This is a genomic window from Microbacterium sp. NPDC055502, from assembly GCF_053643635.1.
Genome location: NZ_JBSHKJ010000001.1, coordinates 554620 through 569780 on the forward strand (window position 1 = coordinate 554620; position 15161 = coordinate 569780).

Annotated in this window: 12 protein-coding genes; 8 read left to right on the forward strand and 4 right to left on the reverse strand. The window is 70.9% G+C overall.

Annotated elements, in window-relative coordinates; translation table 11 throughout:
- Positions 1-9 precede the first annotated feature (9 nt).
- Positions 10-981, reverse strand: a complete 972-nt coding sequence (locus tag ACWH95_RS02865; RefSeq protein WP_168387222.1) for an EamA family transporter — start codon at positions 979-981, stop codon at positions 10-12.
- Between the two features lie 39 nt (positions 982-1020).
- On the opposite strand from ACWH95_RS02865, the gene ACWH95_RS02870 reads away from it, so the two are divergent.
- The 8 genes from ACWH95_RS02870 (at position 1021) to ACWH95_RS02905 (ending at position 9460) form a co-directional block, all read left to right on the forward strand.
- Positions 1021-1557 (forward strand): CGNR zinc finger domain-containing protein, encoded by a 537-nt coding sequence (locus ACWH95_RS02870; protein ID WP_136045049.1) that lies wholly within the window; start codon positions 1021-1023, stop codon positions 1555-1557.
- Between the two features lie 201 nt (positions 1558-1758).
- Complete coding sequence (locus ACWH95_RS02875) at positions 1759-3027, forward strand: ABC transporter substrate-binding protein (RefSeq protein ID WP_454120129.1); 1269 nt, start codon at positions 1759-1761, stop codon at positions 3025-3027.
- Positions 3028-3126: 99 nt separating this feature from the next.
- On the forward strand, positions 3127-4110 hold the full coding sequence (locus ACWH95_RS02880) for a carbohydrate ABC transporter permease (protein WP_206252580.1): 984 nt from the start codon (positions 3127-3129) through the stop codon (positions 4108-4110).
- On the forward strand, positions 4110-4964 hold the full coding sequence (locus ACWH95_RS02885; RefSeq protein WP_136029520.1) for a carbohydrate ABC transporter permease: 855 nt from the start codon (positions 4110-4112) through the stop codon (positions 4962-4964). The genes ACWH95_RS02880 and ACWH95_RS02885 overlap by 1 nt, the downstream gene beginning before the upstream one ends.
- Positions 4961-6877 carry a hypothetical protein gene (locus tag ACWH95_RS02890; RefSeq protein ID WP_454120130.1) on the forward strand — a complete coding sequence of 639 codons (1917 nt, stop codon included), beginning with the start codon at positions 4961-4963 and terminating at the stop codon, positions 6875-6877. Before ACWH95_RS02885 ends, ACWH95_RS02890 begins: the two co-directional genes overlap by 4 nt.
- Positions 6874-7653 carry an RraA family protein gene (locus ACWH95_RS02895; RefSeq protein WP_136029516.1) on the forward strand — a complete coding sequence of 260 codons (780 nt, stop codon included), beginning with the start codon at positions 6874-6876 and terminating at the stop codon, positions 7651-7653. Before ACWH95_RS02890 ends, ACWH95_RS02895 begins: the two co-directional genes overlap by 4 nt.
- A complete protein-coding gene (locus tag ACWH95_RS02900) occupies positions 7623-8567 on the forward strand; it encodes an aldo/keto reductase (RefSeq protein WP_454120131.1) in 945 nt (314 codons plus the stop codon). Before ACWH95_RS02895 ends, ACWH95_RS02900 begins: the two co-directional genes overlap by 31 nt.
- An 83-nt stretch (positions 8568-8650) precedes the next feature.
- Complete coding sequence (locus ACWH95_RS02905) at positions 8651-9460, forward strand: amidohydrolase family protein (protein WP_454120132.1); 810 nt, start codon at positions 8651-8653, stop codon at positions 9458-9460.
- Positions 9461-9523: 63 nt separating this feature from the next.
- Here ACWH95_RS02905 and ACWH95_RS02910 read toward each other — a convergent pair whose 3' ends face one another.
- From ACWH95_RS02910 to ACWH95_RS02920, 3 genes are read right to left on the reverse strand one after another with little or no spacing between them, the layout of a single operon-like run.
- Positions 9524-10180, reverse strand: a complete 657-nt coding sequence (locus ACWH95_RS02910) for a GntR family transcriptional regulator (protein WP_136044536.1) — start codon at positions 10178-10180, stop codon at positions 9524-9526.
- A gap of 19 nt (positions 10181-10199) precedes the next feature.
- Complete coding sequence (locus ACWH95_RS02915; RefSeq protein ID WP_206252573.1) at positions 10200-10799, reverse strand: SGNH/GDSL hydrolase family protein; 600 nt, start codon at positions 10797-10799, stop codon at positions 10200-10202.
- Positions 10796-14866 carry an Ig-like domain-containing protein gene (locus tag ACWH95_RS02920; protein ID WP_454120133.1) on the reverse strand — a complete coding sequence of 1357 codons (4071 nt, stop codon included), beginning with the start codon at positions 14864-14866 and terminating at the stop codon, positions 10796-10798. The genes ACWH95_RS02915 and ACWH95_RS02920 overlap by 4 nt, the downstream gene beginning before the upstream one ends.
- Between the last annotated feature and the right edge of the window lie 295 nt (positions 14867-15161).

Below are 15161 nucleotides of genomic sequence, written 5' to 3' on the forward strand. Positions count from 1 at the left end.
CGGTCGCGTTCAGGCTGTATTCGTATACATAGGCTCGGACGCGGCGACCCGCGGCTCGCCGAGCTTCACCACGACCACGCCGGCGAGCACGAGCACGCCCCCCAGCGCCTGCAGCGGGCCGGGGAGCTGGTCGAGCAGGAGCCACCCGAACAGCAGGGCGGCCACGACCTCGGCGAGCGCGACGAACGAGGCGAGACGCGAGCCGAGCATCCTCGTGGACACGATGCCGAGCACGTAGGCGAGCGCCGTCGCGATGAGCCCGATCGCGAGGACGGGCACGAACCAGGGAACCGTGCCGAAGCGGTACGCGACATCGGCCGTCGTCCACGCGAACGGCAGCACCCCGACCAGGCCGGCGAGGGCCAGACCGACGGCACCGAGCAGGAGCCCGCTCCCGGCGAGCGCGATCGGCGGGAGTCCGGTGTCGGCCTTCGCCGAGAGCACGAAGTAGCTCGCCGCCCCCACCATCGCCCCCAGCGCCCAGAGCACGCCGACCACGTTCACCTGCGCACCGGTGACGATGTCGAGCATCAGCACGAGTCCGACGAAGGCGATCCCCGCCCCGAGCACGCTGCGCCGCGTCGGTCGCTCGCCGCGGCGCAGCCACAGCCAGAGCAGCACCGCGACCGGAGCCGTGTACTCGATGAGCAGCGCGATCCCGACATCCATGACGGCGACGGCTTGGAAGTAGCAGAGCTGAGTGGCCGCCACGGCGAGCAGCCCGTAGGCGAGGACCATCCCGGCGTTCCGGCGGAGGGCGCGCCACCGCCCTCGCAGCGCCAGGAGGGTCGGGAGCAGCAGGACGAGCGCGGCGACCCCCACCCGAACGGTGACGGCCGCGCCGGGCGTCCACCCCGCGTCGATGAGTCCGCGCGCCCACGCCCCGGAGGAGCCGAACGCGAACGCGGCGGCGACGGCCAGCGGGAGCCCGAGGCGCACACCGCTCCGCGTGCGGTTCCTGTCATCCGCCACGGTGCTCATGGACGATGACGCTACTCGCGGACGGAGTAAGATGTCAACATGGTCTTCACCGATGACACCGAGGATGCGCTGCGCGCGGCGGTCTGGCTCGCGAACTCCGCCGAAGAGCCCGACACCCTCGTCGACATCGACGACGAGAAGACGTTCCTCGCGGTGTTCCCCTACACCGGGAGGATCGACCGCGACGGCGTGGAACTCGACGACCTGCGCGCCCTCCGCCCGCGGCTACGAGCGATGCTGCTCGCCCCGCGCGACGAGATGGCCGCACACGTGAACGATGCCCTCGCCGAGCTGCAGCTCACTCCGCGGCTGGTGCGGCACGACGGAGCGGACTGGCACCTCCATGCGGTGCACGACGAGCGGCCGCTCGCCGAGCGCGTGCTCGTCGAGACGGTGATGGCGCTCATCGACGTGATCCGCGCGGACGAGGGCTCGCGCCTCACGGTCTGCGAGGACGACACCTGCCAGGCGATCGCACTCGACCTCTCCCGCAACCGCTCCAAGCGGTACTGCTCCACGACGTGCGCGAACCGCAACGCGGTCGCGGCCTACCGCGCTCGGCGCGCACACGCCTGACACCGACGCCTCGCCGGTCGCCCGCGCCCGTCTCGCGCAACTCCTGAGCGAGTGAGCCCATCTCGCTCCACGGCCCCTGAACAGCGACCGTCCTTCGTCCCGCTGCGCTCATTCGCGGATCGACTGCGCTCTTCACAAACGATTATCGATTAGTGTAATGTCGCCAGCGGCCCTCCCTCATGCATCAGGAAAGGATCAACGATGATCAAGGCCCGACTCCTCCCCCTCGTCGGCATCGCGGCAGTGTCCGCGCTCGCTCTCGCCAGCTGCTCCACCCCCGCCGGAGACGACGGCGGCTCCTCCTCGGAGGACATCGAGGTGCGCATGCTCGTCAACGTCACCCCGAACCTGACCGAGGAGTTCTGGAACGACCTCGTCGCCCCGTTCGAGGAGGCCAACCCGAACATCGACGTCGTCATCCAGAACCCCGGCGCGGAGGGCGTGGAGGCCGCCGTGCCCCGCCTGCTCGCGGCCGGCGACGCCCCCGACGTCGTGCAGTCGATCGCCCCGACGACGAAGCTCGCGCCCGAGCTCGTCGACCTGTCCGGGTACGAGTGGGCCTCGTCCGGTCCCCTCGCCGACCAGTACTCGATCGACGGCAAGAACTACATGGCCGGGATCGGCGTGCAGCTGCAGAGCCTGTTCTTCTACAACAAGACCGCGTTCGAGGAGGCCGGCATCACCGAGCTGCCCACCACCGTCGACGAGCTCACCGAGGCCCTCGGCAAGCTGAAGGCGGCGGGGTGGACCCCGATCCAGACCGGCGGCGACTGGATGAGCAGCCACACGCTGCAGGCCCTCGGCCTGCCGACGATCATCGCCGAGGACCCGGAATGGTTCCAGAAGATGTCGTCCGGCGAGGACACCTTCAGCGAGACCTACGGCGACGCGGTCGAGACCTACGCGGAGTGGGTGTCCGAGGGCTACATCCCCACCGACGCGCTCGGCATCAAGTACCCCGACGCCGAGCAGGCGTTCCTGTCGGGCAAGACCGCCGTGTACTCGATGGGCAGCTGGTTCGCCGGCACGCAGGCCAAGGCCGCCGAGTCGGCCGACATCGGGGTCTTCCGCGCCCCGTCGTTCGACGGCGACGAGCAGCCCGCGATGGGTGCCAACATCGCCAGCCCGTACTCGATCCTCAAGTCCAGCGAGCACCAGGACGCCGCGGCGAAGCTCGTCGAGTTCCTCACCACCGACCAGACCGCGGTCAGCGACCAGCTGGCGGTCGACGGCAACTTCCGCGACGGCTACGAGTACGACATGACGCCGCTGGGCGAAGAGCTGCTGCAGATCGTCGCCGACACGCCCGCCGAGGCCTACACCCCCACCGGCGGCGGCTACGGCGAGCGCACGCTCCCCGACGGCTACCCGGGCGAGATCAACACCCAGACCCAGGCCCTCATCGGCGGTGCCTCCGCCGAGCAGGTCCTGAAGGCCATGGACGACTGGTTCGCCGCGAACGCCGGCTGACCGCTCGAGGCGCCGGGGACCGCATCCGTCCCTGGCGCCTCCCCGGCGCCGCATCCGCGCCACCCCCACCAACGCGCCACCGAGAACGAGAGTGCCGCCATGACTCCGCCCACCACGACCGCGCCGCCCCCGGCCGCGGCGACCGCCCCGACAGGACCATCGACGCCGATGAGCTCGACCCCCGCCCCCCGCAAGCGCTCCGCGCTGCAGCGGTGGCGGCACCGCCTCCCCGGCATCCTCATGGGAGGGCCCGCCGTGGCCGTCTTCCTGGCGATGTTCGTCATCCCGATGATCCTCGCCGCGGTGCTGAGCTTCACGGACTGGAACGGGTACAGCCTCAACTTCACGTTCGTCGGCTGGGAGAACTACATCAAGGCGTTCCGCAGCCCCCGCTCCACCCAGGCCGCGATCTTCACCGGCATCATCGCCGTGGTCGGCACGATCCTCTGCAACGCCATCGGTCTCGCGATCGCCGCGCTCATCGCCGGTCCCGGCCGCTCGAACACGATCCTGCGCACGATCTTCTTCTACCCGTACGTCATCAGCGCCCTCATCATCGGGTTCCTGTGGTCGGCGATGCTCTCCCCCAGCGGCGCCGTCAACGGGTTCCTCACCACCGTCGGCCTGCCCGCGATGCCCTTCCTCACCGACCCCACCTTCGCGAAGGCGAGCGTGATCTTCACGATCGTGTGGTCGCACTTCGGCTTCAACATGATCCTGTTCCTCGCCGGCATCAAGTCGGTGCCCGCCGAGTACTACGAGGCCGCGACCGTGGACGGCGCCTCGCGCTGGCAGCAGTTCCGCTCCATCACCCTGCCGCTCATCGCGCCGGTGTTCACGGTGAACCTGGTGCTGACCCTCGTCGGGCTCCTCAAGGCCTACGACGTGGTGCTCTCCCTCACCGACGGCGGCCCGGCGGGCTCCACCCAGACGATCGTCTACCAGATCCTCAAGGACTCGTTCGCGAACTCGGCCCTCGGGTTCGGCGCCGCGCAGTCCATGATCCTCCTCATCGTCACCGCGGTCATCGGTCTCGCCGTCACGCTGGTGCGACGCCGCTCCGAGAAGAAGGCGACCGACTGATGAAGCAGACCCGCAACCGGCCGGCGCTCGCGGTGAGCGCGATCCGCTGGATCGTCCTCGGCGTCGTGGCGATCACCATGCTGATCCCGATGTACACGATGGTCATCAACGCCTTCAAGCCGCAGGCGGAGATCATCGAGAACCCGCTCCTGATCACGCCGCAGATGTTCACGTTCGAGTACCTGTGGGAGGCGATCACGAGCAGCAAGTTCAACGTGATCGCGGCCTACGGCATCACGCTCCTGTTCGTCGTGCTCGTGAACCTCTGCTGCATCGCCCTGGCCGCACCGGTCGCCTACGTGATCGCCCGCGGCCGCTCCAAGTGGCACCTGGGGCTGCTGCTGCTGTTCGTCTCCGGCCTGTTCATCCCGGGGCAGGTCACGCTGATCCCCGTCGTGTTCGTGCTGCGGGTGCTCGGACTGATCAACACGATCCCGGGCTTCATCCTCTTCGAGACGGCGGCGACGCTCCCCGTGACGATCTTCCTGTTCACCGCGTACCTGCGCAGCGTGCCGCGCGACATCGACGAGGCCGCGTCCCTCGACGGCGCCGGTCCGATCCGCGCGTTCTGGGCGTGCGTGTTCCCGATCATGAAGCCGGTCGTGGCGACGGCGGTGGTGCTGAACTCGATCGGCGTGTGGAACGACTTCGTGAGTCCGCAGATCATCCTCGGGCCCAGCTCCGGCATCTACACCGTCACCACGGGTGTGTACGCCGCCGTCGGGCAGTTCTCCACCGACTACACGCAGGTGTTCCCGACCCTGCTGCTCGCCGTGCTGCCCGCGATGGTGTTCTTCATCGTGATGCAGCGCCACATCATCGGCGGCCTAGTGGCCGGCGCGACGAAGGGATGACCGTGCCCGCGCATCCGCTCACCCGCCCCCTGCGGGCGATCCCGGCCTGGGCCGTGCTGCAGCGGCGCCTCTTCTCCGAGATCGAGGAGGCCCGCCGCGTCTTCCGCGACCGGTACACGCTCCCCGACGGCCGCCTCCGCGGCGTCGCCGAGTTCGTGGACCGCGACGGGGTCGACGACCTCTACGAGCCGTTCTTCAACTGGCCGGCCTTCTACCTGCTCGGCGGGCCCGACGAGGTGCTGGCCGACGCCAAGCGGCACTGGGAGGGCGTGACGGTGCAGCTCGCGGAGGCGGGCATGCTCGCCGACGAGTACGACAACGGCTACGACTGGTTCCACCAGGGCGAGTCGCTGCTGCTGTTCGCGGGCATCTGCCAGGCCGACCCGGCCGACACGGCGTTCGCGGCGCGCGCCGCCCGGTTCTCCGCGCTCTTCACCGATCCCGCGAAGGGCAACTACGACCCGGAGCACACCATCATCCGCGCGCCGCACAACGGTGCCCTGGGCGCTCGACCGGGCCTGGACGAGAAGATCGTGCCGTATGTGGCCGACCGGGCCGAGATGCGACCCTACGGTCTGCCCCTGCACGGGCTCGACGGCATCCGCACCTGGGACGACCTCGCCGACCCGGACAACGCGCACCGCATGGCCGAGGAGATGCAGCGTCGCGCCGCGGGCGACATCGCCGTGAACCTCGCCGCCACCTCGCTCGCGGCGAACCGGTGGCTGTACGACGGCGACGCCGCCGCGGCCGACTGGATCGAGCGGTACGTCGACGGGTGGCGGACACGGGCCGACGGCGGGCTACTCCCCGACAACGTCGGCCCCGGCGGCACGGTGGGCGAGCTCCACGACGGGCGCTGGTGGGGCGGCCACTACGGGTGGGCGTGGCCGCACGGACTGCACTCCGTCGGCATGAGCGCCCTCATCGGCGCCCTCAACCACGCGCTCGTCACCGGCGACGATGCCGCCCTCGACCTCGTGCGCACGATGCTCGACACCGTGCTCGCGGAGGGCCGCACGGGCACCGTCGCCGACTCGACCTACAGCCTGCGCGGCGGCTGGATGGCCCGGCTCGGAGCCGCAGCCACGCAGCCCGGGGTCCTCGTGCCCTACCGCTATGGACCCGACGGGTGGTTCGACTTCGGTCCGCTGCAGCTCGACCTGCCGCTGTGGCTGTGGTGGTGGTCGCGCTCGACCGCTGACCGCAGCCGCCTGGAGCGGGCGATCGCGGGACTCCCCTCCTCCGCCGACCCCGTCGCGCCCTTCCGCGACAAGGAGGAGGCGGGGCACGAGGCCGGATGGTTCGCCTATCTCCGCGGAGACCTGCCGGAGTACCCGGTGCGTGCGCTCGAGATGGCGCTCGGTCAGGTCGCGCGGCGCACGGCCATGATGCTCGCCGACGACCGCGATCCGGATGCCGCACACCTGCACTTCTGGCAGCGCGTCAACCCCGTCGTGACCGAGGTGCTCACGCAGCTCGTCGCCGGGGCCCCGCAGGTGCTCTACAACGGCGGGCTCGGGTTCACCGCGCTCCGCTACGAGGACGCCGACCGCGGCCGGCCGGGGCTCCCGCCCGACGTCGCCGCGCTCGTGCACCGCCTCGACAACCGCGGGATCGGCGTGCAGCTCGTGAACACCTCGGCCGTGCACACCCGCACCGTGCGGCTGCGCGGCGGCCGCTTCGGCCTCGACCGCATCGTGGAGGTGACCGCGACCGCGGAGGACGCCTCGGGCTGGCCCGGCGCCTCCGGCACGTACGCCGGACCGGAGGGCGAGATCGTCACGCACACCTTCCCCTGCGACGACGACCTCGTCGTGACCCTGCCACCGGCGCACCTCGCCGACCTCGACCTGACCATCGCGCGCGCGACCGGTTCGCCGCGCCACCTCTTCTCCGAAGGAGCCGCATGAGCGACCTGATCCGACCCGACTTCCCCCTGCCCGTGCGGGGGGCGGCGTACCAGCGGCCGTCGCGCGACGTGCTCGACTCCTTCGACGCGATCTCCGCGGCGACCGCCTGCGCCAAGCTCCACGGCCTCGGGATCCGCCGCAGCTACATCGAGGGACCGGAGCCGCTGAGCCTCGGCCAGCGCGTGGTCGGCTCCGCCCTGACGCTGCAGTTCATGCCGCAGCGGGAGGACATGGCCTCGGGCGACGGCCAGGAGTACGCCGAACGGCACACGGCCCTGTGGCACGTGCTCGAAGCGGTGCAGCCGGGGGACGTGCTGGTGATCCAGGCGTACGGCAGCCGCTTCTCCGGCTGCGTCGGCGACATCCTCGCGCGCTACTTCGCCCGCAAGGGCGGCGCGGGCATCGTCGTGGACGGGCGCATCCGCGACGCCGGCCGCATCCGCGAGCTCGGGATCCCCGTGTGGTCGACCGGCACGACCCCGCACTACGCCTCGCAGTCGGAGCTCGTGCCGTGGGCGTTCGACGTGCCCGTGGCGGTGGGCGGTGCGCTGTGCATGCCCGGCGACCTGGTCGTGGCCGACGACGACGGACCGGTCGTGGTCCCGCAGGCGATGGCGCCCCAGGTGGTCGAGGACGCGCAGGATCATGAGGAGTGGGAGGTGTTCAGCCGCAAGCGCCTCGACGAGGGCGCCCGGCTGAGCGACTACTACCCCCTGACCCCCGACAGCCGCGAGGAGTACGAGGCATGGCGTTCCGTCCGCAGCTCCGTCCTCTGAACCCGGCCGTCGCCGCCCGCGGCGACGCCGGGCTCGGCTGCGCCCCGATCGGCAACCTGTTCGCGCCGGTGCCGGACGCGGATGCCGTCGACACCGTGCACGCGGCCCTCGCCCGCGACGTGCGGTTCTTCGACACGGCGCCGCTGTACGGCTCGGGAGAGAGCGAGCGCAAGCTCGGCCTCGCCCTGCGCGGCGTGCCCCGCGACGACTACGTGCTGGCGACCAAGGTGGGACGGGTGCTCGTCGACGCCGAAGGCGCCCCGGTGCGCGGTGCGGCGAGCGGGCACGATTCCGTGGTCGACCTCAGCCGCGACGGCATCCTCCGCAGCCTCGACGGCAGCCTCGCCCGCCTCGGCGTGGACCGGGTGGACGTGCTGCACCTGCACGACCCCCTCGATGTGGAGGCCGCGTTCGCGACGGCCTTCCCGGCCCTCCTCGATCTGCGGGACCAGGGCGTGGTGCGGGCGATCAGCGTCGGGCTCGGGCGCCTCGACCCGCTGGAGCGCTATGTGGCCGAGGTGCCGCTCGACGTGGTGATGGAGGCCGGGCGGCTCACGCTGCTCGACCGCACCGCGCTCGACCGCCTCGTCCCCACCGCTCGCGCACGGGGCATCGGTGTCCTGGCGGCGGCGGTGTTCAACTCCGGCATCCTCGTCGACCCGGTCGGCTCGCCGTTCTACGAGTACAAGCCGGCGCCCGCCGCGCTGCAGGAGAGGGCGCTGCGACTGCAGGCCGTGTGTGCGGCGCACGACGCGCGGCTGGCCGACGCGGCCGTGCAGTTCCCGCTGCGCCACGGCGCCGACGCGGTGGTCGTGGGGGCGCGGACGCCGACCGAGGTGCACGCGTTCGTCGACGGCCTCGACGCCGCGCTCCCCGCGGCGCTGTGGGATGCACTCGACGAGGAGGCCGTGTGAGCGGGCGGCGACGGCGGCTCCCCCGTGCCGCGGGCGCCGCGGTCGTCGCGGTCGCCGCCTGATGGCGCCGCACGGGACCTGACATGCGGATCGTCGATGCCCACGTGCACGTCTGGGATGTGGACGCCGTGCCGATCCCCTGGTTCCGCGACGACCTCGACCTGCCGCGGCACGCCTCCGCCGTCGGGCTCGGACGGGAGCTGACCGCGGCCGGTGTCGCCTCCGCGATCGCGGTGCAGGCCGCGGACTCCGTGGCGGAGGCGGAGTGGCTGACCGCGACCGCCGCGCGCGACCCGTTCCTGCGGCGCGTGGTGCTGCAGTACTCCCCCGCGCCCGGACGAGCGGCCGGTGCGACCGGCGTCGCCGTCACCCCCGCGGTCGTCGGCGTGCGGGCGGCGGTGCCCCAGTTCGCCGCCGACCTGTCCGACGTGGACGGCCTCGACGCGCTCGCCGACCACCTCGGCGCGACCGGCCGTGCGCTCGAGCTGCTGATCCGCCCGGAGCAGCTGCCCGCCGCCGCCACCCTCTCTCGCCGGCACCCGGGCACCGCGATCGTGGTGTGCCACCTGGGCCTCGGGGCGCGGACGCCCGACGGCACGTGGCGGGCAGCACTGGGCGAGGCCGCGTGGGCGCCGGGGGTGTCGGCGAAGGTCTCCGGGCTCGACCTCTCGGCCCGCGGCGCGGAGGAATCGCGCGGCCTGCTACGGCTGGCGTTCGACCTCTTCGGCGCGGAGCGGCTGGCGTTCGGCAGCGACTGGCCGATGTCGACGCGGAGCATCGGCTATGCGGACGTGCTCGCCGCGACGCGCGCGGCGCTGCCCCGCCTTTCCGGCGCCGAGGAACGGGCGTTCTGGTCCGCGACCGCCGACCGCCTCTACCCCACGGGCGCCTGACCCCCGCCGTCTGTCTCGTCGCGCGGCGGCTCGCACGGAGTCGCGCGGGACGGCGCGGGAAGGTCAGGCGTCGTCGAGGAGGGTGCCGGCGGCGTGGCGACGGAACAGCGCGGACGCGGCCTCGACATCGCCCGCGTCGAGCACGTCGAGCAGCCCCTTGTGCCAGTCGGCCACCTCGTGCCAGTCGCCGGTGAACGTCGGGTCGCCCAGCACGTGCATCACCCGCAGGCTCGGCTCGAGCAGATCCCACATCCGCGGCAGGTACACGTTGCCGCTCGCCTCGATCACGGCGCGGTGGAACGTGAAGTCGAGCTCGCGGAAACGGGCGAGGTCGGCGGATTCGGCCGCCTCATGCATCTGCGCGATGAGCGACACGAGCTCGTCGCGGCGGGCGGCGTCGAGCGCGCCACACGCGAGCCGGCCGGCCAGGCCCTCGAGCTCGACCCGGGCGACCTTGGCCTGCTCGGCCTCCTCGGCGGAGTAGCTCGCGACGAAGTTGCCCTGGTGCCGCACGTGCGACACGAGCCCCTCGTGCGCGAGGCGCTTGAGGGCGTCGCGCACGGGAGCCTGACTCACCTGGAGCTGTCGCGCGAGCTGGGACTCGACGAGCTGCTCGCCCGGGGCGAGGGTCGACTCCTTGATCATCGCCTTGATCATCGCGTAGATCTGATCCGACAGCAGTCCTCGCTGCAGTCCCGCTGTGCCCAGAGCATCCGTCATGACCATCAGTCTACGTCCATTATCGACTATCGCTAATGGACGCGGCCGTGCGCCAGGCCTCGGCGATCAGCGCCGATCCGCGCGGCGTCGGATGCACGCCGTCCGGGGCGAGCTCCGCCACCGGCTGCCGTGTGGCGGCGGCCGTGAGCACCTCGTGGAGCGGCACGAAGGCGGCGCCATGCGACGCGGCCAGGTCGCGCACGACCGCCCGCTTGCCGTCGAGGTCGTCGAGCCACTCGCGCTGCTCCTCCGTCACCGGAAGGAAGTACGGCTCCATGAGGATCAGGCGGGGGCCCCGCTCCCCGGCGACGCCGGCCAGCAGCGGGTCGAGCGTCGCCCGGAACTCCTCCGCCGACGTCGGGTCGTCGCTGTCGAACCGTCGCCACATGTCGTTCACGCCGACGTACACGGTCAGCAGCTCCGGCGCGGTCGGCAGGAGCTCGGAGTCCCACCGGGCGGCCAGGTCGCGCGCCCGGTTCCCGGCGATGCCGAGGTTCCGCACCGTCGCGCCGGCCGCCCGCAGCTCCGGGGCGAGGAGGGCCACGTAGCCGTCACCGAGGGAGTCGGGGTCGGCACGGTCGCGCCCCGCATCCGTGATGGAGTCTCCGATGAACGTCACTCGCACCGGGGCACCTCTTCCTCATCGTCCTTGAGCTTGGGCTTGACCGAGGTCTCCAGCTCGACCGTCGCGCCCGCGTAGGTCACGGTCAGCGTCTGGTGCGGACGCACCTTGCTGCTGTCGAACCCGCTCACCATATCGGCCGTGACCTGCTGCGTCGTGAGGGTGCCGTCGCTCCAGCGCACCCCGAGGATCATCCCGGTGACGTCGAGCTCCTCGCCGCGCAGGTAGCGGGTCTTGGGGTCGGCCTCCGCGGCCCAGCAGATGCCGGTCACGCTCGCGGGCGGCGGCGTGGGGCGCACGGCGAGGGCCGTCGTCTTGCCGTAGTGGTACACGTTGAAGAAGCCGTCCGCTCCGATGCGCAGGTTCTCCCGCGCATCGACCATGCTCCACACGGTCACGCCGTCCACCCGGAACACGATGCGCGTGCCCTCGCCCTCCGCGATCGCGCCGAACTCGATGCGGTGCGAGGTGTCGGGGGCGATGACGGTGTTGGGGATCGCGTCGAGCATCGTCTGACCGGGGGTCCAGCTCTGGAACTCGATCGTGTCCTGCTTGATCACCACGAGGTACCCGGTGTTGGAGTTCTGCCACGCGGGCACACCGGTCTGGTCGGACCGCGCCTGGAAGCCGTACCACCCTCCGGAGAAGGCACCGAAGTCCGCGTCGAACTGCAGGAGCGTGTCGCCGAAGCGCTCGCCCTCGTAGCCGTGCACCCCCTCGCCGCTGATCACCACGCCCGCGTCGTCGACGGCGATGTGGTCGGATGTGCTCCAGGCCGCGGGGTCCTTCAGCTGCGCGTCGAGCCGGGTCGTCGGGTACTCCGCGTCGGCGACGGTGACCGTCAGGGTGTCGCTGAACGCGGGGTCCGCGACCGAGGTGGCCGTGATGGTCGCGGTGCCCGCGGCGACGGCGGCGATGCGGCCGTCCGCCACCGTGGCGACCGCGGGGGCGTCGCTGGTCCAGGTCACCCTGGCGTCGCTGGCGTCCTGCGGGGCGACCGTCGCGGCGACCGTCCGCCGCTCCCCCACCGAGAGCGCCACCGCGTCGGCGTCGAGGATGACCCCGGTCACGGGCACCCCGGAGAGGGAGAACCCGATGTCGTCGAAGTCCAGCGACGGGTAGTTCTCGACGTAGAAGCCCACGCGACCGGCCGCACCCGGCGCGGGATCGGCCCCCTCGAGGGCGATCGCGCCGTTGACGGAGATGCGGATCCGCCCGTCCTGGACCGCGATGCGCACGTGCGAGGTCGCACCGGGGACGAGGCCCTGCTCGGCGGGCACGACCTTCTCGGCGACCACCTGCCAGGCGTCGTCGAAGATGGTCCAGGTCGGGCCGGCCGCGGCCTGACGGAAGCGGATGTAGCCGCCGCCCTTGCCGTTGCGGTCGTACACGATGAGCCCCGCGTTGGTGGGCGTCGTCGCCGGCGTCGTCACGTCGACGTCGAGCACGAACTCGGTGAAGTCGCGGGGCAGGATGCTGTTCGCGCCCTTGAGGATCCGGTAGACCTTGTCACCCGTGGCGTCGGCCTGGATGCTGCGGTTGGGGTCGGTCGCCCAGCCGTTCGACCCCGACTCGAAGTCGGTGAAGTGCAGCACGCCGTCGCCCTCCTCCACGATCACCTCGATGGTCGCGGTCTTGGCGGCGTCGGCCTTCGCGGTCGCCGTGATGGTCGTGGTGCCGGGGCCCATGCCCAGCACGACGCCCGTGTCGTCCACGGTCGCGACGGCGGCGTCGGCGGAGGCGTAGGTCACCGCGGTGTCGTCGGCGTTCCAGGGCAGCGGCACGGCGCGCACGCGCACCTGGTCGCCGGCGTCGATCGTGACCGAGTCGGTGTCGAACGCGATGTCCTCCAGCGGGACGGACTGCGGCTGCTGCGTCTGGCCGATGTGTCCGTCGACCCCGATCTCGCCGAACGCGATCGCCTCGAAGCCGGGGATCTGGTCGAACACGGCGGCGTCGGCCTTCAGCGTGTAGTCGCCGCCGGCGGCGTCGACGAACCCGGGGTCGGCGTCGGCCACCCAGTTGTCCTCGTAGTTCAGCAGGTTCTTGCCGTCCTTGGCGCCGTGCTCGTTGACGCCCGCCATGCGGGGGCGGTTCGGGTTCCAGACCACGTTCTCGGCGAACGTGCTGTGGTTCGGGAAGTAGTGGTCGTCCTCGAAGAAGTGCCCGAGCTCGGGGTACTTCTCCAGATACGGCGTGCCGACGAAGTCGTTGTTGTCGGCGAACACCTGCTGCCAGGCGGGCATGTAGTCCTTGTCGACGACGTTGCCCTCGTGGTCGCCCATCCACTGCTCGTAGTTGTCGTAGGGCGCGTAGGCGTCGACGAAGACGTTGTTGCGCGCCTCGATGTAGTCGGCGGATCCGCTCTTGATGGCGCCGTTGCCCATGTTGACGAACACGTTCTTCTCGATCGTGAGGTCCCACGTGAAGTTGTCGGCGTAGATGCCCTCGACGCCCGCCATGCCGGCGCCGATGTCGTGGAAGTAGTTCTCCCGGAAGACGTGTCCGCGCTGCTGCGGCGTCTTGCCGGAGTTCATGTAGATCGCGCCGAGGTCGTGGAACTGCTTGCAGACGTCGTACACCTCGTTGCGCTCGAAGAGGTGGTCGTTGCCGTGCACGATGATGCCGGGGTGCGGCGCGTCGTGGATCTCGTTGTTCTTGGCGACGTTGCCGACCCCGTCGAACATCACACCGGGGTTGTAGGCCTTGTGGTAGTACGCGAAGTCGGCGATCTCGGAGTTCTCGACCCGGTTGCGGCCCGGCTCGAGGGTGGTCTTGTCGCCGCCCTGGAGCACCACGCCGACGCCGCCGACGTGCGTGAGCCGGCTGTCGGTGACGGCGTGGTCGCGGCCGCCGCGGTTCACCGGGATGCCGTCGTAGGTGTATCGCCCCGGCGAGTTGATGAGCACGCCGCCGTCGGTGAAGTTGCGGATGTCGCTGTGCGAGATCGTGACGTGGGAGCCACCGAGGATCACGGCGGCGGTGGCGCGGCCGTACTCCAGGACGAGGTCGTCGAAGTTCACGTACGACGCCCCGTCGGCGCGCAGCATCGGCTCGTCGAGCGTGGTGACGGTGACGTCGCCGCGTCCGGACGTGAAGGCGGCGTTGGGGATGAGGTAGAGCTTCCCCGCCGCGCGGTCGATGTAGTACTCGCCCGGTGCGTCGAGCTCCTCCAGCAGGTTCTGCGCGAAGTGGAAGTCGGGGAACCAGCTCTTCATGATCCCGGACATCTCGCCGTAGCGGAGGGTGATCGTCTTCGCCGCGGTGTCGATGCTCTCGATCTTGTTGTACGACCACTCCCAGCTGTAGCCGAAGATGCCGTCCAGCCACACGTCGTCGGCCTGGGTCCAGTACTGGGGCCGGTCGTAGCCGTACGTGAAGGTGCCGCCGCGGTTCTGCAGATCCGGGTCGTTGCGGTCGGGGCCGACGTCGATGATGTCGCCCATCTGCACGGTGGGGGTGGCGGCGTCGGCGTTGGGCCAGCGCGCGAGCGTCATGCCCTGGCCGTCGATGAAGAGCTCCATCGGCGGGGTGGTGCTGACGTCGTTGGCCTTCCAGTAGCCGTGGCGGCTGAGCTGGCCGTAGTCGGTGATGCCGAGGCCGGCGAGGTCGACCGCGACCACCTGGTCGCGGGCGGCGGGGTCGATGATCCGGTCGGTGACGGCGGCGTCCTCGACGGGCGCGAACTCGTCGCGGGGCAGCGCGCGACCGCCGGTGAGCGTGGCGGTCTCGCCCGGATAGGAGCGGTAGGTGATCGGGGCGTCGGCGGCACCGGAGTCCTGCTCGCCGATCTCGAACGAGGCGCTGCGCGGGTACTCGCCCTCGCGCAGGTAGACCGTGAGGCCGTCTGCGGGGATCTGCTCGTCGGCTTTGAGTGCCCGGATGCGGTCCCTGGCTCCCTCGAGGGTGGCGAGCGGGTCGTCCTTGGTTCCGGCGGCGTCGTCGTCACCCCCCGGTGCGATGTAGAGGGCGTCGTCGTCGACCGCGGCCGACGCCGCGGGGGCGACGCCGAGGGCGGATCCGAACACGGCGGCCAGGGCCAGTCCTGCCAGCACACGCTTCATTGCGTCTCCGAACTCTCGATTCCCGCGCGAAGAGCTCGCGCGGTGCCGCAGCGGGCGGCTGCACAGGACCCTACCCAATCGATAATCGACTATCAAGGATCGATTCTTAAGTATGTGCAGCGCTTCACAGATTTCACAGTTCATACCAATTCATCACTCTTGGGCTCTCCGGTTGACGAGCCCGTAATCTGCCGGAAATACTGAGGAAGCCCGAGACCGCACCGCGAGCGTGCGGACACATCACCCCAGGCCAAGGATGACCTAGATGACAGAACAGACCATTTCCTCACAGATA